Annotated in this window: 13 protein-coding genes; 3 read left to right on the top strand and 10 right to left on the bottom strand. The window is 65.9% G+C overall.

Features of this window, described 5'->3' with window-relative positions; all coding sequences use genetic code 11:
- Window positions 1–145: 145 nt before the first annotated feature.
- Entirely contained in the window at window positions 146–1,609 is a 1,464-nt protein-coding gene (gene zwf / locus SALA_RS00960) for a glucose-6-phosphate dehydrogenase (RefSeq protein ID WP_041382917.1), read from the bottom strand.
- Window positions 1,610–1,839: 230 nt separating this feature from the next.
- Between zwf and glpD the strand changes: the two genes are divergently transcribed.
- From glpD to SALA_RS00945, 3 genes are read left to right on the top strand one after another with little or no spacing between them, the layout of a single operon-like run.
- A complete protein-coding gene (gene glpD / locus SALA_RS00955; RefSeq protein ID WP_011540505.1) occupies window positions 1,840–3,339 on the top strand; it encodes a glycerol-3-phosphate dehydrogenase in 1,500 nt (499 codons plus the stop codon).
- A gap of 51 nt (window positions 3,340–3,390) precedes the next feature.
- Window positions 3,391–4,194: a formate dehydrogenase accessory sulfurtransferase FdhD gene (gene fdhD, locus SALA_RS00950; protein ID WP_011540504.1), complete on the top strand. Its 804-nt coding sequence runs from the start codon at window positions 3,391–3,393 to the stop codon at window positions 4,192–4,194.
- Window positions 4,191–4,703, top strand: coding sequence for a molybdenum cofactor guanylyltransferase (locus SALA_RS00945; RefSeq protein ID WP_011540503.1), 513 nt, complete (start codon window positions 4,191–4,193; stop codon window positions 4,701–4,703). Before fdhD ends, SALA_RS00945 begins: the two co-directional genes overlap by 4 nt.
- Before the next feature lies 1 nt (window position 4,704).
- Here the strand turns inward: SALA_RS00945 and SALA_RS00940 are convergent, their stop codons facing one another.
- The 9 genes from SALA_RS00940 to SALA_RS00900 form a co-directional block, all read right to left on the bottom strand.
- A complete protein-coding gene (locus tag SALA_RS00940; RefSeq protein ID WP_011540502.1) occupies window positions 4,705–6,975 on the bottom strand; it encodes an FdhF/YdeP family oxidoreductase in 2,271 nt (756 codons plus the stop codon).
- 200 nt (window positions 6,976–7,175) lie between these two features.
- Window positions 7,176–9,218: a glycoside hydrolase family 97 protein gene (locus SALA_RS00935; protein ID WP_011540501.1), complete on the bottom strand. Its 2,043-nt coding sequence runs from the start codon at window positions 9,216–9,218 to the stop codon at window positions 7,176–7,178.
- 2 nt (window positions 9,219–9,220) lie between these two features.
- Entirely contained in the window at window positions 9,221–10,864 is a 1,644-nt protein-coding gene (locus SALA_RS00930; protein ID WP_011540500.1) for an alpha-amylase family glycosyl hydrolase, read from the bottom strand.
- 11 nt (window positions 10,865–10,875) lie between these two features.
- Window positions 10,876–12,678, bottom strand: a complete 1,803-nt coding sequence (locus tag SALA_RS00925) for an alpha-amylase family glycosyl hydrolase (protein WP_011540499.1) — start codon at window positions 12,676–12,678, stop codon at window positions 10,876–10,878.
- The gene (locus SALA_RS00920) at window positions 12,675–14,183 is read right to left on the bottom strand and encodes a tryptophan halogenase family protein (protein WP_011540498.1); all 1,509 of its coding nucleotides are present in this window, start codon (window positions 14,181–14,183) and stop codon (window positions 12,675–12,677) included. Before SALA_RS00920 ends, SALA_RS00925 begins: the two co-directional genes overlap by 4 nt.
- Before the next feature lie 73 nt (window positions 14,184–14,256).
- On the bottom strand, window positions 14,257–17,076 hold the full coding sequence (locus SALA_RS00915) for a TonB-dependent receptor (protein ID WP_192807433.1): 2,820 nt from the start codon (window positions 17,074–17,076) through the stop codon (window positions 14,257–14,259).
- A 199-nt stretch (window positions 17,077–17,275) separates the two neighbouring features.
- The gene (locus SALA_RS00910; RefSeq protein ID WP_011540496.1) at window positions 17,276–18,646 is read right to left on the bottom strand and encodes a DUF389 domain-containing protein; all 1,371 of its coding nucleotides are present in this window, start codon (window positions 18,644–18,646) and stop codon (window positions 17,276–17,278) included.
- Between the two features lie 11 nt (window positions 18,647–18,657).
- Window positions 18,658–19,587: an electron transfer flavoprotein subunit alpha/FixB family protein gene (locus SALA_RS00905; RefSeq protein ID WP_011540495.1), complete on the bottom strand. Its 930-nt coding sequence runs from the start codon at window positions 19,585–19,587 to the stop codon at window positions 18,658–18,660.
- Window positions 19,588–19,698: 111 nt separating this feature from the next.
- Entirely contained in the window at window positions 19,699–20,448 is a 750-nt protein-coding gene (locus SALA_RS00900; protein ID WP_011540494.1) for an electron transfer flavoprotein subunit beta/FixA family protein, read from the bottom strand.
- Window positions 20,449–20,771: the final 323 nt, after the last annotated feature.

The raw sequence follows: 20,771 nt of genomic DNA, 5'->3' as shown, positions 1-20,771 counted from the left end.
GAGCTTGCTCGCTAGTCGAAGCTGGGTGAGGGTGTGAACGGCAGCGGCGAAAGCGACGGCAGCGACCCTCATCCAACTGCGCCCAGGCGCTGCGCGCCAAGGCTTCGTATCCTTCTCCCCCAAGGGGAGAAGGTTTGGGGTGCGCTCAATCATGCCAGCTCGCCCCGTCGCGCTCGATCAGCGCGATCGCCGAACTCGGCCCCCAGCTTCCAGCGGTGTAGCTTTGCGGTGTCATGTCGACCTGATCCCAGGCATCGCGGATCGCGTCGATCCACTCCCACTGCGCCTCGACCTCGTCGCGGCGCACGAAGAGGGTCTGGTCGCCCTCGATGAAATCGAGCAGCAGGCGCTCGTAGGCGATGCGGCGGCGCTCGCCCGCGAAGCTGTGCGAGAGCGAGACGTCCATCGTCACTTCCTTGAGCTTCACCCCGTCGCGGTCGAGCCCCGGCTGCTTTGCCATCACCTTGACGCGGATATTTTCCTCGGGCTGCAAATTGATGATCATCATGTTCGCGTCGAGCTTGCCCGCACCGACGCGCGCGAAGATATTGTGCGGCACGGGCTTGAACTGGATCAGCACTTCGGATTTGCGCTGCGGCATCCGTTTGCCGGTGCGCAGGTAAAAGGGCACGCCCTTCCACCGCCAATTGTCGATAAAGGCCTTCAAGGCGACGAAGGTTTCGGTGTTCGACGGCTGGCCGAGTTCGTCGGCATAGCCCGCGACCGCGGCGCCGTTAACCGCGCCGCTGCTGTACTGGCCCTTGACGCTGTGCGCCTTTACATCCTCCGCGGTCATCTTGCGCAAGGAGCGCAACAGCTTGACCTTTTCGTCGCGCACTGCGGTCGCCCCGACGCTGGCCGGGGGCTCCATCGCGATGATTGCGAGCAGTTGGAGCATGTGATTCTGCACCATGTCCTTCAGCGCGCCGACGCCGTCATAATAGGAAACGCGGCCCTCCAGCCCGACGGTTTCGGCAACGGTGATCTGGACATGGTCGATCGCCTGCGCGTTCCACAGCGGTTCGAACAACATGTTGGCAAAGCGCAGCGCGAGCAGATTCTGCACCGTTTCCTTGCCGAGATAATGGTCGATGCGGAACACCCGGTCCTCGGCAAAGGCGTCGCCGACCTGGGCATTGACTTCGCGCGACGAGGCGAGGTCGTGGCCGATCGGCTTTTCCATCGCGATACGGCATTCGGCGCACGCGATGTTCGCAGCTTTAAGCCCCTGCGCGATCGGTCCGAACATCGACGGCGGCGTCGAGAGGTAAACGCCAATCGGGCGCGCCATGCGGTCGCCGAGCAAAGCCGCGAGTTCCGCATAGCCGGTGCCAGCGCCAGCGTCGATCGCGCAATAATCGATGCGCGCAAGGAAGCCGTCGACGACCGCCGCCTCGATGCGGTCTTCGGGCAGATACTCGGTCAGCGCGGCGCGGACCTGCGCCCGAAAGGCGTCGCGGTCCATCGCCGAGCGCCCCGACCCGACGATCGTCAGCGCGTCGGCGAGCAGTCCGTCCATGTGCAGATTGTAGAGCGAGGGGAAAAGCATACGCTGCGCCAGGTCGCCCGTTGCCCCGAACAACACCAATGTTTCGACCTTGACGCTCACATTCGTCCCCTTGGATAGCAGTGAGAGAAGTGGAGGATGCGCCCCCCGAATGCAACGCGCATACGTAAGCCGCATATGTCATTGCGGGGAGCCGCAGGCGACGAAGCAATCTCCCGCTATCGTTCGGCCTTTCCGAAGGCTGGAGATTGGCTGGCCTCCGGCCGCCTTCGGCCCGCTCCGCTCGCAAAGACGATTCCATTCGATGCCGTCCGGCTTTAAGAAGCCACGCCATGGCCGACACTCCCCCACCCTATGACATCATCGTCGTCGGCGGCGGGGTGAATGGCGCGGGCGTCGCGCGCGATGCCGCGGGGCGCGGCGCGCGGGTGCTGCTGCTGGAGGCGGGCGACCTTGCGCAAGGCACCTCGTCGAAATCGACCAAGCTGATCCACGGCGGGCTGCGCTATCTTGAGCATTATGAGTTCACCCTCGTTCGCGAGGCGCTGAAGGAACGCGAGGTCTTGTGGAGCATCGCGCCGCACATCATCCGTCCGATGCGCTTTGTCCTGCCCTATCGCGACGGGCTGCGCCCGCGCTGGTTGCTGCGGCTGGGGCTGTTCCTCTATGACCATATCGGCGGGCGCAGGAAGCTGCCCGGGACGCGCTCGATCGACCTCAGGCGCCATGTAGCGGGCGCGCCGCTGCAATCGCATTATGTCCATGGCTTTGAATATTCGGACGGCTGGGTCGACGACGCGCGGCTGGTGCTGCTCAACGCGCGCGATGCCGCCGATCGCGGCGCGCGCGTCCGCACGCGCACGCGCGCCGAGATGCTGCGCTGCGACGGCGGGCTGTGGGTCGTCGACGCGGCGGACGATCAGGGGCATCGCTATCGCTTCACCGGCCGCAGCGTGGTCAATGCCGCGGGGCCGGCGGTGCTCGACCTGTTGAAACGCGCCGATGCGGAGCCCGACCATCAGATGCGCCTCGTGCGCGGATCGCACATCGTCGTGCGCCGCCTGTTCGAGCATCATTATTCCTATTTTTTCCAGCTGCCTGACGGGCGCATCTTCTTTGCCATTCCCTATGAGCACGACTTCACGCTGATCGGCACCACCGACGTGGACCATGACGGACCCGCGAGCGAGGCGCAGGCGAGCGAGGCGGAAATCGCCTATCTGTGCGAGGGCGCGAGCCTCTATTTCCGCACCCCCGTCACCCCGGCCGACGTGGTGTGGACCTATTCGGGCGTGCGGCCGCTGGTCGAAGACGGATCGGGGCGGCCCGAGGCGGCGACGCGCGGATACCGGATCGACCTCGACATGGAAGAAGGCGCGCCGCTGCTCACCATCTATGGCGGCAAAATCACCAGCTATCGCCATGTCGCCGAGGAGGCGGTCGACGCGCTCGCGCGCCATGTGCCGGCGCTGACGGGCAAGCACTGGACGGCGAAGGCGGCGCTGCCCGGCGGCGATTTTCCGATGACCGGCGCCGCGGCGCTGGCCGCCGAATATCGATCCGCTCACCCCTTTCTCGCGGCGACGACCGCCGAGCGGATCGCGCGCGCCTATGGCACCGGGGCGCGGCGCTGGCTGGGCGATGCGGGCGACTGGGACGCGCTGGGCGGCGAGATCGCGCACGGCCTGAGCGTCGCCGAGGTCGAGTGGATGGTCGAACAGGAATGGGCGCGCACGGCCGACGATATTTTGTGGCGGCGGAGCAAGCTGGGACTCGTCTTCGGCGAGGAAGACAAGGCGCGGTTTGCAGCGACGCTGCGCGAACTGCAATAGGTCTTTCCGCTCGATGCCGCACTGTCGCGGCGGATCGGTTAGGAAGCGGTGATGAACGACGCGGCGATCGACCTTCCTGTCCGGCGGTTGGGGCTCGGCGTGCCCGGCGATGTCGCGCTGGACCGCTGCGTTGCGGTCGAGGCGCCGGTTTCAGTCGAGGTTGGCGGCATCGCCTATGCGGTGATGATGGCAACGCCTGCCGACCTTGAGGATTATGCCGTCGGCTTTGCGTTGAGCGAGGGGCTGATCGGGGCGTCCGCCGACATCCGGCGGACCGACGTGCAGCCGATCGAGGGCGGCTGGGCGCTGCGGCTGTGGCTGACCACCGAGCGCAACGCCGCGGCGCTCGAACGGGCGCGGACGCGGGTGAGCGAGAGCAGCTGCGGCCTGTGCGGGATCGCGAATATCGAGGAGGTGCTGCGCCCGCTGCCCCCGGTGACCGCGCACATCGGGACCGACCGCATTGCCATCGCCGCCGCGCTGACGGCGCTCGATGCGCATCAGCCGCTCGGCCGCGCGACAGGCGCCGTCCACGCCGCCGCCTTCTGCTCGCCCGCGGGGGCTATCCGGCTGGTGCGCGAGGATGTCGGGCGGCACAATGCGCTCGACAAGCTGATCGGCGCACTCGCGCGGGCGGGGATCGACGCGGGCGAGGGCTTCATGCTGCTGTCGGCGCGGTGCAGCTATGAACTGGTCGAAAAGACGGTGCGCGCGGGATGTCCCATGCTCGTCACCATTTCGGCGCCGACGAGCCTGGCCGCGACGCGCGCCGCGGCGGCGGGTCTGACGCTGGTGGCGCTGGCACGGCCCGACGCGGCGCTGGTCGTCGCGGACCCGCAGGGCATGATTGCATGAGGACGCTCGGCGCGATCCTCGCCGGCGGGGCGTCGCGCCGCTTCGGGTCGGACAAGGCGCTGGCGATGCTGGGTGGGCGCACGCTGCTCGATCATGTTCTGGCCGCGCTCGCGCCGCATTGCGACGCGGTGGTCGTCGTCGGGCGCGCGGGCGGGATCGCCGACTGGCCGCGTCCCGGCATGGGGCCGCTCGGCGCGATCGCGGGGGCGCTGGATCGAGCCGCGTCGGAGGGGTTTGCGCAGGTGCTGAGCGTGCCGGTCGATTGCGTGCGCCTGCCCGGCGACCTTGCGGCGTTGCTGTCCCCTGCCCCCGCTTTCCTCGACAGCCAGCCGGTGATCGGGCTGTGGCCGGTTGCGGTGCTGGGCGAACTGAAGGCGATGCTGGAGGCGGAAGACGACCTCGCGATGCGCGCTTTCGCCCGCCGCATCGCCGCGCGCGCGGTGCAGTGCGATTTTGCGCCGCCCAATATCAACAGCCTTGCCGACCTCGAACGGCTGGCGAAAAGCTGACTCAGGACATTGCGACAACGCGCACCGGGATCGCTTTCGCCGCCGGGCAGCCGCTCACCCGGTCGTGGAAGGCGAGCGGGAGCAGCGGGTTGAGTTCGGGATAATAGCCCGCGACCGAACCGCGCGACATCGGATAGTCGATCAGCGTCAACCCCTCGACGCGCCGCGCGGTGCCGTCGTCGGCGATCGTTTCGAGCGCGACGCGCGCGCCAGCCTCCAGCCCGCGGTCTGTCCTGTCGTCGGCGTTCATGAACAGCACCATCCGGTCGCCGTAAATGCCGCGATACCGGTCGTTGTAGCTATAGATTGTCGTGTTGAACTGGTCGTGCGATCGCACCGTCGCGAGGCGCAGCATGGCGGGATCGTCGACCGCCGCGTTTACCGCGAGCCCCGGCAGGACAAGGAAATTGGCCTTGCCCGTCGGCGTCGGCCAGACGCGGCGGCGCGGCGGAATGTCGAGGTGAAAGCCCATCGGCGCCCGGATGCGCTGCGAAAAGCCTTCGTAGATGGCGGGATAGACGGCGGCGATCTTGTCGCGGATCGCGTCATAATCGTCGATATAGCGCCGCCAGTCGACCTTGCTGCCGGGCAGCGTCGCCATCGCCATGCGGCAGACGATCTCGACCTCTGACAACAGGTGCTCACTGGCTGGGTCGAGCACGCCGCGCGAGGCGGTGACGTTCGACATCGAATCCTCGATCGTCACGAACTGCTCGCCCCTCGCGGTTTCGATCCGTTCGGATCGCGCGATCACCGGCAGGATCAGCGCATCCTTGCCGTGGACGAGGTGGCCGCGGTTGAGCTTGGTCGCGATGCCAACAGTGAGGTCGAGTCGCTGCATCGCGGCACAGGCACGGGTCGTATCCGGCACCGCGCGAACGAAATTGCCGCCGAGGCCGATGAAGACCCTGGCCTCGCCCGCGAGCATCGCCTCGACCGCCTCGACGCTGTGATGCCCGTGCTCGCGCGGCGGATCGAAGCCGAAGACGTCGCGGAGACGGTCGAGATAGGCGGGCGCGGGCCGCTCGTCGATGCCGACGGTGCGGTCGCCCTGCACGTTCGAATGGCCACGGATCGGCGAGATGCCCGCGCCGGGCTTGCCGAAATTGCCGCGGAGTAGCAGCAGGTTCGCGACCTGCTGGACGAGTTCGGACCCGCGCTGATGCTGGGTCACGCCCATGCCGTAGCAGATGATCGTCGCGTTCGAGCGGATATAGATGTCGGCGCAGCGGCGGATCTGCGCCGCGTCGACCCCCGCAGCGGCGGTGATCGCGTCCCACGATTGCGCCTCGACATCGGCGCACAGCGCCGCGAGGCCTTCGGTATGTTCGGCGATGAAATCATGGTCGAGCACCGCCTCGCCCGCGGCGTCGCGCTCGAAAAGCACCTTCATCATGCCCTTGAGCAGCGCGAGGTCGCCGCCGATCTTGATATGCACGAACTCGCTGCTGATCTCGGTCGAGCCGAAGGTCGCCATCTGGACGATATCCTGCGGCTCGGTGAAGCGGATGAGCGCGCGTTCGGGCATCGGGTTGACCGCGACGATCGGCACCCCGCGTTTGCGCGCCTCGACGAGCGGGGTCATCATCCGCGGCGCGTTGGTCCCGGCATTGTGGCCGATGAGGAAAATTGCTTCCGCATGGTCGAAATCCTCGAGGATCACCGTGCCCTTGCCGATGCCGATCGACGACGGCAGGCCGCGGCTCGTCGGTTCGTGGCACATGTTCGAACAGTCGGGAAAATTGTTCGTGCCAAACTCGCGCACGAAGATCGAATAGAGGAAGGCGGCCTCGTTCGGCGTGCGGCCCGACGTATAGAACTCGGCGCGGTGCGGGCTGTCGAGCGCGCGAAGGTGGCGGCCGATCAGTGCGAAGGCGTCGTCCCAACCCACCGGCACATAATGGTCGGTCGCGGCGTCGTAGCGCATCGGTTCGGTCAACCGGCCCTGCATTTCGAGCCAATGGTCCGACTGCGCTATCAGCTCGGTGACGCTATGCTGCGCGAAAAAGTCGCGCGTGACGCGAAACTTGGTCGCTTCGTGCGCGAGCGCCTTGGCGCCATTTTCACAGAACTCGAGCTTCTTCGTGCAGGCGGCGTCGGGAAAGGCGCAACTGGGACATTTGAAGCCGCCCGGCTGGTTCATCGACAGGAGCGCGCGCGACCCCTTGGTGACGACGCTCTGTTCGAGCAGCACCTTTGCCGTCGCCGCCGCAGCGCCCCAGCCGCCGGCGGGGCGATCGTAGCGTTTGTAGCGGGGGCGGTGCTCGGCCATGGACGCATCTAAGCACAGCGCCCGGCGGCTGGCCACCGCTCTTTGGTGCGGCGTGCGCGACTGCAAACGACCAGCCTCAATAATCTCGCCATTCCGGCGAAGGCCGGAATCTCGCCGTTGCCTTGGAGCGCGAGGGCGGGATTCCGGCCTTCGCCGGAATGACGAAAAAGGGGGCTGGTCCGGCCGAGCCCGCGCCCGCCTTAGCGGCCGGGCGTCACCCGCATTGCCGCGCCGCCGCCGGGGGCAAGCCAGAGCTTGTACGTGTCGCCCTTTTTCACCTTGATCGTGTCATAGGCGATGTTGCGGCGCGCGTCGGTCAGATAGGTGGCGCCGTCGCCATCCTTCCAGATCGTCGCGGTATAGGTCTTGCCGGGATCGAGGAAATCGAACGACAGCGTCAGCGTGCGTTCGGTGCCGTCGTTGACGCCGCCGACATACCAGTCGGCGCTTTTCCGGTCCTTGCGCGCGAAGATCGCATAGTCGCCGACCGCGCCCGCGATCAGGTGGCTTTCGGCCCAGTCGGTCGGCACCTGTTTCACAAATGCAAGCTCGCGCGGGTGCGCTTCCAGATTCTCGATAAAGTCGGCCGCCATCTGGATCGGCGAATAGATGGCGAGATAGAGGCCGAGCTGCTTCGCGAGGGTCGAGGTCATCGGAACATCCTCGGCCCCCTTCAGGCTGAACACCCCTGGCGTATAGTCCATCGGCCCTGACAGCATCCGCGTGTAGACGAGCGTGGGTTCGTGGTCGGGATTGTTGGCGAAGGCGCCCCAGGCATTATATTCCATGCCGCGGGCGCCTTCGCGGGCGACCCAGTTGGGCCAGGTGCGGCGAAGCCCCGTATCCTTCACCGGTTCGTGCGGATTGACCGCGACCTTGTATTTCGCCGCCGTCTCGACGACCTTTTGGTGATGCTGCACCTGGCGCTGGCCGTCGTGCCATTCCATCGCCTTGCTGCCGGGCGTCGCGCCCGGCGCGATGATACCGCCGGCATCGGCGACATAGCCGGTCTTGACCGCCCTGACGCCAAGCTGGCCATAGAGCTTCATCGCATCGTCAAGCTGTGCCTCATATACCGCGATATTGCCGCCGGTTTCGTGATGACCGATCAAGGTCACGCCTTTCTTGCGCGCATAGTCAGTGACGGCTTTGAGGTCGAAATCGGGATAGGCTTCGGTGAAGCTATAGGCGTCGCCATGGCCGAACCAGTTGCTGTTCCAGCCCTTGTTCCAGCCCTCGACGAGCACGCCGCCGAAGCCATGCTTGGCCGCGAAATCGATATATTGCTTGGTGCGTTCGGTCGTCGCGCCATGGTTCGGCCCTTCGGCCCAGCTCCACGGGCCGCGGATCATGCCCCACCAGATGCCGATATATTTCATCGGCTTGACCCAGCTTACATCGCCCAGTTTGTTCGGTTCGTTGAGGTTGAGTTCGAGGTCGCTTTCGACCAGCCCCGCAGCATCGTCCGAAATGCGGATCGTCCGCCACGGCGTCGCAAAGGGCAGGTCGCGCACGACGCGCGGGCCCTGCGACGAAGGCGCCAGCGTCGCGCGGAACTTGCGTCCCTCGACGCGTTTCAGCCACATGCCGGCATAATCGACGAGCGCGGCTTCGTGGAACGCGAGGTGCGTGCCGTCGGCAAGGCGCATCGTGATCGGCGTGTGCGCGGTCGATACCGCGTCGATCGGCGTCTGCTGATAGACCTGTTCGTAACGGTTCCATTCGCCGCCCGCGATCCACCATGCGGTGCCCTCGGCCGCGATGTCGAACTCGGTGATCTCGTCGGCGATCTTCGCGGTCTTGAGCCCCTCCTGTTCGGGCAGTTCGTAGCGGAAGCCGATGCCGTCGTCGAACAGGCGGAAGCGCACGTTCATCGCATGGCCGCCCCAGCTTTCGTGCTGACGGAACCGGACGAGCAGCTCATTATGCTGGTCGCGCACAAAGCGGCGCTCCCCCCACGGCTGTTCCCAGCGGCTGTCGGCACTGGCGGTTTCACTGCCCTCGATCCGGAAACCGCGCTGAAGCCCGACGCGATCGGCCATCAGGAACCCCAGTTTCGATGGCGCGATCAGCAGCTTGCCCTTGCGCGAGAGCGACCAGGTCGGGCGCGCGTCATTGTCGGTCGTGACGGTCAGGACCAGGCTGCGGTCGGGCGAGGTCGCGGTGACCGGCGCGGGCGCCTGCTGCGCGGCGGCGGGAGCCGCAGCGGCGGCGAGGAGCGCGAGGGGGGCGAGACGGAGCATGATCATCCTTCCATTTTGAGCCAGAGCGCGCCGCATGGCGGCAACTGTGCGGTGTCGGCGCCGTTCAGCGCGATCAGCGGCGCGCGGCCGTCGGCAAGCGCCGAAATCCCGATCGCGCCGCCGCCGAAGTTGAAAAGACAGCGAATGCGCTGCTCCCCCGCGACGCGGTCGAAGGCGAGCAGGTCGCCCTCGGCCACCCAGTTGGCGTTGCCGCCGAGGCGGAGCGCGGGGTGCGCGGCGCGCAGCGCAACGAGGCGGCGCGTGAGGTTGAGCAGCGACGCGGGATCATCCTGTTGCCGGTCGACCGCCAGATCGCGGTGCGACGGGCCGAGCGGCAGCCAGGGGTCGGCCTCCGAAAAACCGGCGTTCGCCGCCGCCGCCGCCCAGGGCAGCGGCGTGCGCGCGCCATCGCGCGACAGGGTGAGCGGCCAGTTCTTGCGCGCTTCGGGATCCTTGACCTGATCGAAGGGAATATCGACCTGGTCGAGCCCCAGTTCCTCGCCATTATAGATGATGATATTGCCGCGGAGCGCGCAGAGCAGTGCCATCTTCATGCGCGCAAAGGCGTCGCGGTCGACGTCTTGCGGAGTCCAGCGCGACAGCGCGCGCGGCGCGTCGTGATTCTCGAACGCCCAGCTCGGCCAGCCGATGCCCGGCGCGTCGGGCCATGCCTCGGCCGCCTCGCGCACGAGTTGCGGCGTCAGCCGGTCGGCATAGAGAAAGTCGAAGCCATAGGCGCTGTTGAGGCGCGTCTCGCCCGCCGTGAAGAGCTTCATTTCGCGCATCGCATCGTCGCCGCCGACCTCGGCCACGGTGAAGCACCCCTCGCGCTCGTCGGTGAGCGCGCGGATGCGTTCGAGGAAGAGCGCAATGTCGGGGTGCGACTGGTTATAGATTTTCTGCTGGAAATCGAAGGGGCGCGTGCGGACCTTGTTCGACGGCGGCGCGGGCGGATTGTCGCGAAACTCGGGGTCGTGCATCGCGAAATTGATCGCGTCGATGCGAAAGCCGTCGACGCCGCGGTCGAGCCAGAAGCGCACGACGCCGAGCAGCGCGTCCTGTACATCGCGGTTGTGGACGTTGAGCTGCGGCTGCGAGCTCAGGAAATTGTGCATATAATATTGGCCGCGGCGCGCGTCCCACGTCCACGCCGGACCGCCGAACACCGACTGCCAGTTGGTCGGCGGCGAACCGTCCGCCCGCGCGTCGGCCCAGACATACCAGTCGGCCTTGTCATTATCCTTGCTCGCGCGGCTCTCCGCAAACCAGGCGTGCCGGTCGGAGGTGTGCGCGAACACGAGGTCGGTGGTGACCTTCAGCCCCAGCGCATGCGCGCGCGCCACCAGTGCGTCGAAATCGGCGAGCGTCCCGAAGATCGGATCGACACCGCAATAATCGGCGATGTCGTATCCGAAATCGTCCATCGGCGAGGGATAGAAGGGCGACAGCCAGATCGCATCGACACCAAGCGAGGCGATATGGTCGAGCCTTGCGGTGATCCCCGCAAGGTCGCCCACACCGTCGCCGTTCGAATCGGCAAAGCTGCGCGGATAGACCTGATAGATCGCCGCCCCCTTCCACCATGGGGTGTCGGCATCCGCGGCGGGCGCAAGCTGGTCCTGGGCAAGGGGCTGGTAGGGTGTCACGCTATGATCGCTTATTCGCTGGCCTGGCAGATGAGCGTGCCGAAGGCGGGGAGAGAAATAGAGAGGCTGCCCGGCGCCACGGGGCGGGCCGGACAATCGCCGTGGAGCGCGGTGAAGGCCGCGCTTTTCATATCGACGGAGATCGTCGCCCGCAACGGCGCCGCAGACGTATTATAGGCGAGCACGACCTCGCGCCCCGTGTCGGGGTCGAAGCGCGACACCGCGAGCAGACCGGGCTTGTCGGAGAAAGCACGCAATTTCGTTGCGCCGCGCATCAGCGCGGGGGTGCTCCGGCGGATACCCGCCAGCGCCGCGATATGCCGATAGAGCGGGTGCGCGGTGTCGAAATTGGCATCGGCGGTGGTCGCGTCGGTGCCGATCAGGTCGTTGTCGTTATAGACGGCAACCTTTGACGCGAACATGTCCTCGCGCGCGAGCTGGTCGTGGCCGTCGGAGACGAAACCCTGTTCGTCGCCATAATAGATGGTCGGCACCCCGCGCAGCGTCAGCAGCATCGCATGGCCGAGCATCGTCCGCGCGAGCAGTTCGGCGTCGTCCGCATCCGGGTTCGCCTGTTTCACGAACATCGCAAAGCGGCCCATGTCGTGATTGCCGAGGAAGGTCGGCAGTTGGAGCGCCGCGTCGGCGCCGCCCTTGTACAGCACGTCACCGTCGAACAGCCGCGCGAACAAGTCGGTGCCCCTGGTCCCGCTGACGCTGTCGATCACCGCGCGCGCGAAGCTGAAATCGAGCACGGCGGGCAGGCCCGCGCTGTGCGTCCAGGCGGCGAGCGCCCCCGGATCGACGCCGTCGATATAGACTTCGCCGAAGATGTGAAAGTTCGGGATACCGCGCGCCTTCGCCCGCGCCTGCATCGCGGGGACGAAGGCGCGCCAGAACTCCGGGTTCACATGTTTGGCGGTGTCGATGCGGAAACCGTCGATGCCGAACTCGTCGATCCAGCGACCGAAGATGTCGATGAAGCCCTGCACCACACGCGGATTTTCGGTCGCCAGATCGTCGAGCCCGGCAAAGTCGCCATAGAGGGCGGATTCGCCCACCCAGTCGCTGTTGCCGCGATTGTGATAATAAATGGGGTCGTTGAGCCATGCGGGCACCTTCACCCGCTCCTCGCCCTTCGGCACCACGGGCGTGTAGGCGAAGGCGGGATCGGTGAGCTTTGCCCAATTGTCCGCACTCGCGACCCCGTCGCCGGCAAAGCCGGGGTTGATCGCCGGGCCATCGACCCCGCCGCGGCGCGACCAGGGATAGTCGGCAAGGCTGCGGTAGCGGAAATCCGTGGCCGCGCCTTCCTTGTAGGTGATGACGTCGGCGGTGTGGTTGGCGATGATGTCCATATAGACCTTCATGCCGCGGGCGTGCGCCGCGTCGACAAAGGCCTTGAACTCCGCATTCGTGCCGAAATGCGGATCGACCTGCGTGAAGTCGGTCACCCAATAGCCGTGATAGCCCGCGCTTTCCTGCCCCGGCGCGCCCTGCACCGGCTTGTTCTTGAAAATGGGGGCGAACCAGATCGCCGTGGCGCCGAGCCCCTGGATATAGCCCAGCCGCTTCGTGAGGCCCGCAAGGTCGCCGCCGTGAAAAAAGCCCTTCGCCGCGGGGTCATAGCCGGTGGCGAGGCGATCGCCTTTCAGCCCGCCTCTATCGTTCGACGCATCGCCATTCTCGAAACGGTCGGGAAGCACGAAATAGATGATCTCGTCGTTTGCGGGGCGGACGCGCAGCGCCGCCTCGTCCGCCGCGACGGGGAGCGGCGCGAGCAGCAGCGCGAACGCGGCGAGGCGGCGCATCATGCCGCGACCCCCGCGGCGGGCCGCGTCGCGGCAAGGAAGTCGTCGTAACTTTGCATGACTGCCACCTCGCGTTCGATCATCAGCGAAATCCCCGCCATATATTTGGCGAGCTCGGCCTCACCGATCCCGTCGGCGAGGGGATGCCAGGCGCGGGGTTCGATCCCCTGCCCGATGAGCACCTGCAGCCAGCCCGATTCGGTGAACAATTCCTCATGCTCGCGAAAGATAAGCCCCTGCGCGCGGAACTGATCGATCTTCGCGGCGAGCGTGTCGGGAATCGGCATGGCGGCGCGGTCTTGCCAATAGCGCGTGTCGCGCCGCTCGGTCGCCTTGAAGTGCAGGATGAGGAAGTCGCGGATGCGTTCCCATTCAAAATCGCTCTGGCGATTATATTCGGCGGCAACCGCGGGGTCGGCGACGCCGACAGGAAGCATCTTCAAAAGCCGCGAGATGCCCGACTGGACGAGATGGATGCTCGTCGATTCGAGCGGCTCCATGAAGCCGCTCGCCAGCCCCAGCGCGACGACGTTGCGGTTCCACAGCTTGCGCCGCTTGCCGCTGACGAAGCGCAGCCGGTTGGGCTGCGCCTGCGGCGCGCCGTCGAGATGGGCAAGCAGCGTCCGTTCGGCGTCTTCGTCCGAAATATGATGCGACGAATAGACATAGCCGTTGCCGATGCGATGCTGGAGCGGGATGCGCCATTGCCAGCCGGCCTCGCGCGCGGTGGCGCCGGTCCACGGCAACTGCGGCGTGGCGCCGTGCACGCAGGGCACCGCGATCGCGCGATCATTGATCAGCCAGCGCGACCAGTCGTCATAACCCGTCGCCAGCGCGCCCTCGATCAGCAGGCCGCGAAAACCCGAACAGTCGATGAAGAGATCGCCGTCGATGCGGCGCCCGTCGTCGAGCGTCACCCCCGCGACATTGCCGCTGTCGCCGTCGAGGCGAACGTCGGCGACCTTGCCCTCGACCCGCTGCGCACCGCCCGCTTCGGCGCGGCGGCGCAGGTAAGCAGCGTAAAGCGCGGCGTCGAAGTGAAAGGCATAGGGCATTTCGGCGAGGTGCGGCGAGGTGCGCGGGGCGCCGCGCTGCATCCGCCGCGCGTGCGCGGCCGTTTCGTTGAGCGAATAGGTGCCCAGCTCACCCGCGACCCCGGCGGCGCGCGCGCGCAGCCAGTAATGCTGGAACTCGAGCAGGCCGAGCCCGCGCCCGATCGCGCCGAAGGCGTGCATGTAGCGGTGGCCGGGGCGCGTCCAGTCCGCAAATTCGATGCCGAGCTTGATCGTGCCCTGCGTCGCGGTGAGGAACTCGTCCTCGTCGATGCCGAGCGCCTGATTGAACAGGCGGATCTGCGGGATCGTCGCCTCGCCCACGCCGACGGTGCCGATCGCGTCCGATTCGACCAGCGTGACCGACCAGCCGGGAGGCAGGAAGCGGGTGAAGCAGGCGGCGGCCATCCAGCCTGCCGTCCCGCCGCCGATGATGATGATCCGCATGGGGGTCATTTGATCGGCCAATGCCTCTTTACGCAACAAGATGATGGGGACGGCTGGACGCAGCCGCCCCCATCAGGGAGGATCAGAACTTGAACGAGGCGCCCGCCAGGAAGCGGCGACCATAGACCTGATAGTCGATGACCGCACGCGCGTCGCGCGGATCGTCGGTGACGAAGGGTTCGTCGGTCAGATTCTGGCCCTGCACGAAGATCGACAGGCCTTCGAGCGCGCTGCCCGGCTGGAAATCATAGCCGATCTGCGCGTCGATGATCGTTTCCGGCCGCGCGCGGCGGCGCACACGATTGCCACCGAAGCCCGACAGCTCGCCGACGAAGCTCGACCGGTAACGTGCGCTGGCACGGGCGTTGAATCCCCATTTTTCGAAGAAGATGGTGCCGTTCGCGACCCATTTCGAATAGCCGGGGATATCCTCCGCGGGCGCACCGGGGGTCGGCGCAATCTTCGTCTTGGTATAGGAAGCGCCGCCGGTCACACCGAAGCCGTCGAGCGCGCCGACAATCTCGCCGAAGGGCAAGGTGCCCGCGACTTCGGCGCCGTAGAGCTCGCCGCCCTCGCCGTTGATCGGGGCGTTCACCGTGCCCATAAAGTTGACGATGATCGGGTTGCCGTTCGAGTCATTACCAACCGGCGCGATCGGATAGCCGGTGAAGTCGAAGGGGATCGCCTGATTATAGATATAGCTCTTCAGATCCTTGTAGAAGAGTTGCAACGCCAGATAACCCTTTGACCCGAAATATTTTTCGAAGGTCAGATCGACAGCGTTGGCGCGCCACGGTCGGAGATCGGGATTGCCCGCATCGCCGCGTACGACAGCGCACAGCCGTCCGGCTGGGCAGGTCATGCCGCCCGGATCGCCGACGGTGGTGCCATAGCTCAGCGAAGCGCGCATGTCGTCGAGGCGCGGGCGGATGATCTCGCGCGCCGCGCTGAACCGGATCACGAAATCGCCCGCCGTGCGCAGCGACAGGTTGAGGCTGGGCAGCACATCGACATAGTCGGTGCTGCGACGCTGCGGGATGCCCTGGATGTTGGGCGATCCATTGGGATTGGTGCCGATGAAGGACGCGCTCGCGCCGTTCGAGTTCTGGTCGGTGAAGATCGCCTGGACGCCGATGTTGCCCGTGAGCAGCGACGAGCCCATTTCATGGTCGATATTCGCCTGAACATAGGTGGTCATCAGCTTTTCGGAGACATCATAGGCCTTGACGACCACATCGCCATAGGGGTTCGGTACCAACTGGTAGAGCCCGGCCGCAAGCAGGTCGCGCGGATCGTAGCTGATGACGGGACCGAGGCCGAGATATTCGAGGTCGGTGGTGCCGAGGCGGAACTGTTCGGGCACCGGCACGCTGGTCAACCCGTCGGTGTTGGCGACGAGCCCGACAAAGGCTTCGTCGGGGACGAGGCTTTTCGAGCGATCGGTGTAGTTGACGCCGAACTGGACCGAGCGGAAAAAGCCTTCGAGTTCGCGTTCGACCTCGACGCGATATTGCCACAGCTCGTCCTCAATGATGCGGTTGTTGTAATAACCGTCCTGCCCGCCAAGGATGCGGCGGCCGTCAACGCTCGTCTGATCGCCGCCCCAGCCGAGCGGGCTGGTGAGCTGGATGAGGTCATAGTCACCATAGTTGAGCGTCGGGCTGAACACCGTGCCATTACGGTCACTACGGAAACCGATCGTGTCGACCGCGCCGACGCCGCCGCCGCGGCCAGTGCCGGCATTGCTTTCAAAGATCAGCTCGTTGCGGTCGGTCTTCGACAGGCTGACGTCGGCGGTGACGTTCCAGCCATCGTCGCCTTCCCAGCGGTTGTTCCATCCGAAGCTGTAAAGCTTGGCCTTGCGCTCGAACACGTCGTTGCGCACGACGCCCTCGACATTGGTGAAGGTTCCGGCACGGGCAAAGACGAACTCGCCGCTCTCGTCGATGTCGGTGACATTGACCCCGGCGCCGCCGAAGGCGAGCGGCAGTTCGATCCCGCGCTTGATCTGGTCGTCCTTGAAGTCCGAATAAAAGGCATCGAGCGTCGAGGTGAAATTGGGGTGCGGCTGCCATTGCAGCGTGCCCTGGAGGCCGAGGCGGGTGAGCTGGGTCGAGGTCGCGTAGCTTTTCGACCCGCCGATCACCACGGGGCTCGCCGCCGTTCCGGCGCCCGCATAGCCCCAGGCGTTGAACTCCTGAATCTGATAGGGCTCGTCGACATAGCTCGCCGAGAGCGCGACGCCGATCGTGTCGTTCGCGAACTGGTCGACGAACACGCCGTTGACGCGGTAGCCGTATTTTTTCGACCCCGCGTTGAGCTTGCCGAGGTCGGCGAGGCTGCCGCGCGCGCCGATCGAGATGACGCTCTTGCCATATTCGAGCGGGCGGATGGTGCGCAGGTCGACGGTGCCCGAAAGCCCCTGCCCGACGATCGACGCCATCGGCGTCTTGTAGACGAGGACCTGGTTGATCACTTCGCTGGGATATTGGTCATATTCGACCGCGCGGTTGTCGCCGGTCGAGGTCTGTTCGCGGCCGTTGAGCAAAGTCGTCGAAAAGTCGGGCGCAAAGCCGCGGATCGAGATCGAGTTCGAGCGGCCCGAGACGCGCTGCGACGTCAGGCCCGGCAGGCGCGCGATCGATTCGGCGATCGAGGCATCGGGCAGCTTGCCGATGTCTTCGGCCGAAATCGATTCGACGACCTGATCGCGTTCCTTTTTGGCGCCGACAGCGCTTTCGAGGCTGGCGCGGAAGCCCGAAACGACGATTTCTTCTTCGCCGCCCGCTTCGGCGGCGGGATCGGCATCCTGCGCCATCGCGGCGGCAGGCAGGACGGCGGTCAAGGCAAGGCCCATCGCGATGGCGCTGGCGCCGCGACGAAGGCTGGTCGGCATGGTCATAAAAGGCTCCCCTGGCTCGGACGGGCGATGATGACCGCGCGCCGGACCGGGGACATGAATGTCCTTGAGGCTCCTCTCCGACACGTGGGCTTGACCCATCTTGAGCCTCGCAATTGAAACCAATCGCGCCGGATCACCATAGGGTATACGTATACGCATCGAATCCCGCCACGTGGCCGCGGGATCGATGACGGCCAGTCTATGGCGTTGCCGGGCTGGACTCCGCCTCGGTTTTCTCCGGCTCCTCGGCGGCGGTCAGCGCCCCGTTCTGTACGAGCCAGCGGGGATGGGAGGCCTGCACCGCCGCCATGATGCGGTCGACCGCGGCGGCGACCTGTTCGCCCTCGGCCTCGCGGTCGCGCTGGACGACGACCCGGCGCGCCTGCGCGTCGATCAGCACCCGGTCGCGGCGGACGAGTTCGCCGACAGTCAGCCCGGCGAGGATCGCGCGCGCATCCTCCTCGCGCTGTTCGAGCGTCGCAAGGCGGCGGTTGAGCTGCTCCTCCACCTGCACCGCGGCGTTGGTCTGTTGCCTGAGCTGGACGATGCTGACGCGCGCGTCGCGGTCGAGCGCCTTGCGGATGCGCACCGCCAGCTCGGTGTCGAGCTTGGCGACATAACGATCGACGAGGATCACCCCGTCGACGGCCACTGTGTCGCGCTCCATGCGCACATTCATGCTGTCAACGCGGTCGCTTTCGTCGAGCAGGCTGCGCAATTCGGCCTGCACAATCGAACGCGCGCGCACCTCACCCGCCAGATTGTTGAGCGTGAGCGCGAGCGGTATCGACAATATGCCCAGCGTGAACAAAATCCCCGTCACCTGCATCGCCGTATGCTGCGGCGTGAGCGACGGGCCGAAACGGTTGAACCGCGCGATGATCGTCGCGGCAAAGGCAATCGCCAGCGTATTCGTCAGAAACAGCAGCGCGGCACCGACCGCGAAGTCGAAACGCCCTGTCGCAAGGCCGAAACCGATTGTGGAAAGCGGCGGCACCAGCGCCGTTGCAATTGCGACCCCGACCATCACCCCCGACAGTTTGCGCATGATCGCATAGACGCCGGCGATGCCGCCGACGACCGCCACCCCCAGGTCGAGCAAGGTCGGTTGCGTCCGGGCGCGAACTTCGGGTGTGACGTCGCGGATCGGCGACAGCCAGATGATGAGCACCGCGACGAAGATCGCCACCGCCATGCCCGCGGCCATCGTGACCAGCGATCGCTTGATGAGGTTGCTTTCGAGCGTCGCGAGACCGAAACCGATCCCCATGATCGGGCCGAGCAGCGGCGACACGAGCATCGCTCCGATGACGACCGCGGCCGAGCTTTGCAGCAGCCCGAGCGTCGCGATCGCCGCCGACAGCGTGATCAGCAGCAGGAACTTTTTATTGAGCCGCGCGTCGCGCGCAACGCTGGCGAGGACCAGCGCGCGGCCATGAACGTCGTCGTCGCCGATGCCGTCGTCGTCTTCATCGACCTCGCGGCCGGCCCCCGGCCGTGCCGACCGGCGACCACCGGCGTTGAACGGTGCATCGCCGAGGCCCGGCACGCCAGGATGATGGCCGGCCATGGTGCGGCGGGTCAGATCTTGGCCGTAAGCTCGGGCACCGCACTGAACAAATCAGCGACGAGGCCGAGGTCGGCGACCTGAAAGATCGGCGCGTCCTCATCCTTGTTGATTGCGACGATCGTCTTCGAGTCCTTCATGCCGGCAAGATGCTGGATCGCGCCCGAGATGCCAATGGCAAAATAGACCTCCGGCGCAACGATCTTGCCGGTCTGGCCGACCTGATAATCGTTGGGGACATAGCCCGCATCGACCGCGGCGCGCGACGCACCGAGCGCGGCGTTCAGCTTGTCGGCGAGCGGGACGATGACTTCCTGATATTTCTCGCTCGAACCCAGCGCCCGGCCGCCCGAGACGATGATCTTCGCGGAGGTGAGTTCGGGGCGCTCCGACTTCGCGATTTCGGCGCCGACGAAGCTCGAGATGCCGGCGTCGCTGCCCGCCGCGACGGCTTCGATCGTGCCCGCGCCGCCGCTGGTCGCGGCCTTTTCGAAGGCGGTGCCGCGAACGGTCAGGACCAGCTTGGCATCCGACGATTCGACGGTCGCGATCGCGTTGCCGGCGTAGATCGGGCGCGTGAAGGTCTTGGGGCCTTCGACCGACAGGATTTCCGAAATCTGCATCACGTCGAGCAGCGCGGCGACGCGCGGCGCGATATTCTTGCCGGTCGTCGTCGCGGGCGCCAGGAAGGCGTCGTGCGAGGACATCAGTTCGGCAATCAGCGGCGCGACATTTTCGGGCAGATTGTGATCGAAGGCGGCGTTGTCGGCGACATGCACCTTGCCCACGCCCGCGATCTGCGCGGCTTCCTTGGCAACGGCATCGACGCCCGAACCGGCGACGAGCAGATGGACTTCGCCGAGCTTCGACGCGGCGGTGACCACCGCGAGCGTGGCATCCTTGACGGCCTTGCCGTCATGTTCGACCCAAACCAGAGTTTTCATAACCTTGATCCTTTATCCCTTGCCGTTCGCATCGAGCGAAGTCGAGATGCCCCTCGACCTTGCGCTGTCCCGATGGGTGTCTCGACTTCGCTCGACACTAACGGGGGTAGATTAGCTGTGGACGCCCATCGCCTTGAGCTTGGCAACCAGTTCATCGACATCGGCGACCTTGATACCGGCCTGGCGAACCGGCGGTTCGGAGACCTTGAGCGTCTTGACGCGCGGCGTCGTGTCGACGCCATAATCGGTGGGCGCCTTCACATCGAGCGGCTTCGACTTGGCCTTCATGATGTTCGGCAGCGACGCATAGCGCGGCTCGTTGAGGCGAAGGTCGGTGGTGACAATCGCGGGGAGCTTCAGCTTCACCGTCTCGAGGCCGCCATCGACTTCGCGGGTGACGCTGACATGGTCGCCCTCGACATTGACCGCGCTGGCAAAGGTGCCCTGCGCCCAGCCGGTGAGCGCGGCGAGCATCTGCCCGGTCTGGTTGTTGTCGTCGTCGATCGCCTGCTTGCCGAGAATGACAAGGCCGGGCTGTTCGGCGTCGGCGATGCTTTTGAGGATCTTCGCCACCGCAAGCGGCTCGACGGCATCGTCGGTCTGGACGAGAATCGCGCGGTCGGCGCCCATCGCGAGCGCGGTGCGCAGCGTTTCCTGCGCCTTCGCCGGGCCGATGCTGACGGCAACAATCTCGGTCGCGACGCCCTTTTCCTTCAGGCGGATCGCCTCTTCGACCGCGATCTCGTCGAACGGGTTCATCGACATTTTGACGTTCGCAAGGTCAACGCCCGTGCCGTCGGCCTTGACCCGCGGCTTGACGTTGTAATCGAGCACCCGCTTGACGGGGACGAGGATTTTCATGGGCTCAAAGCTCCTCTTAAGCAAATTGTGCACCGCGCCATAATTTGCGCTTACGTAAACGTCAACCAGCAGTCCCTCATTCCTCTCCCCTTGGGGGAGAGGATAGGAAGACTTGGTCCGAAGGACCTAGTCGGACTTGGTGAGGGTCCCGACGTCGCCGCCCTCACCGCTGCGACTAGGGTCAGGACCCATTAATTCCCCGTTCGAGGCGTCGAAATGGCGAAGATATCGGGCCTTGGCGGGTGCAGCGGGTAGCATCGCTACCCGCAAGGCCGCGAAGGTCCGAGATTGAAGCCATTTCGGCGTCCCTTCGGGATTTGACC

Origin of the sequence: Sphingopyxis alaskensis RB2256 (genome assembly GCF_000013985.1) — a bacterium.
GTDB classification, from domain to species: Bacteria; Pseudomonadota; Alphaproteobacteria; order Sphingomonadales; family Sphingomonadaceae; genus Sphingopyxis; species Sphingopyxis alaskensis.
The sequence above is the reverse complement of the archived record's forward strand: the minus strand, read 5'-3'. Positions and strand labels throughout refer to the sequence as shown.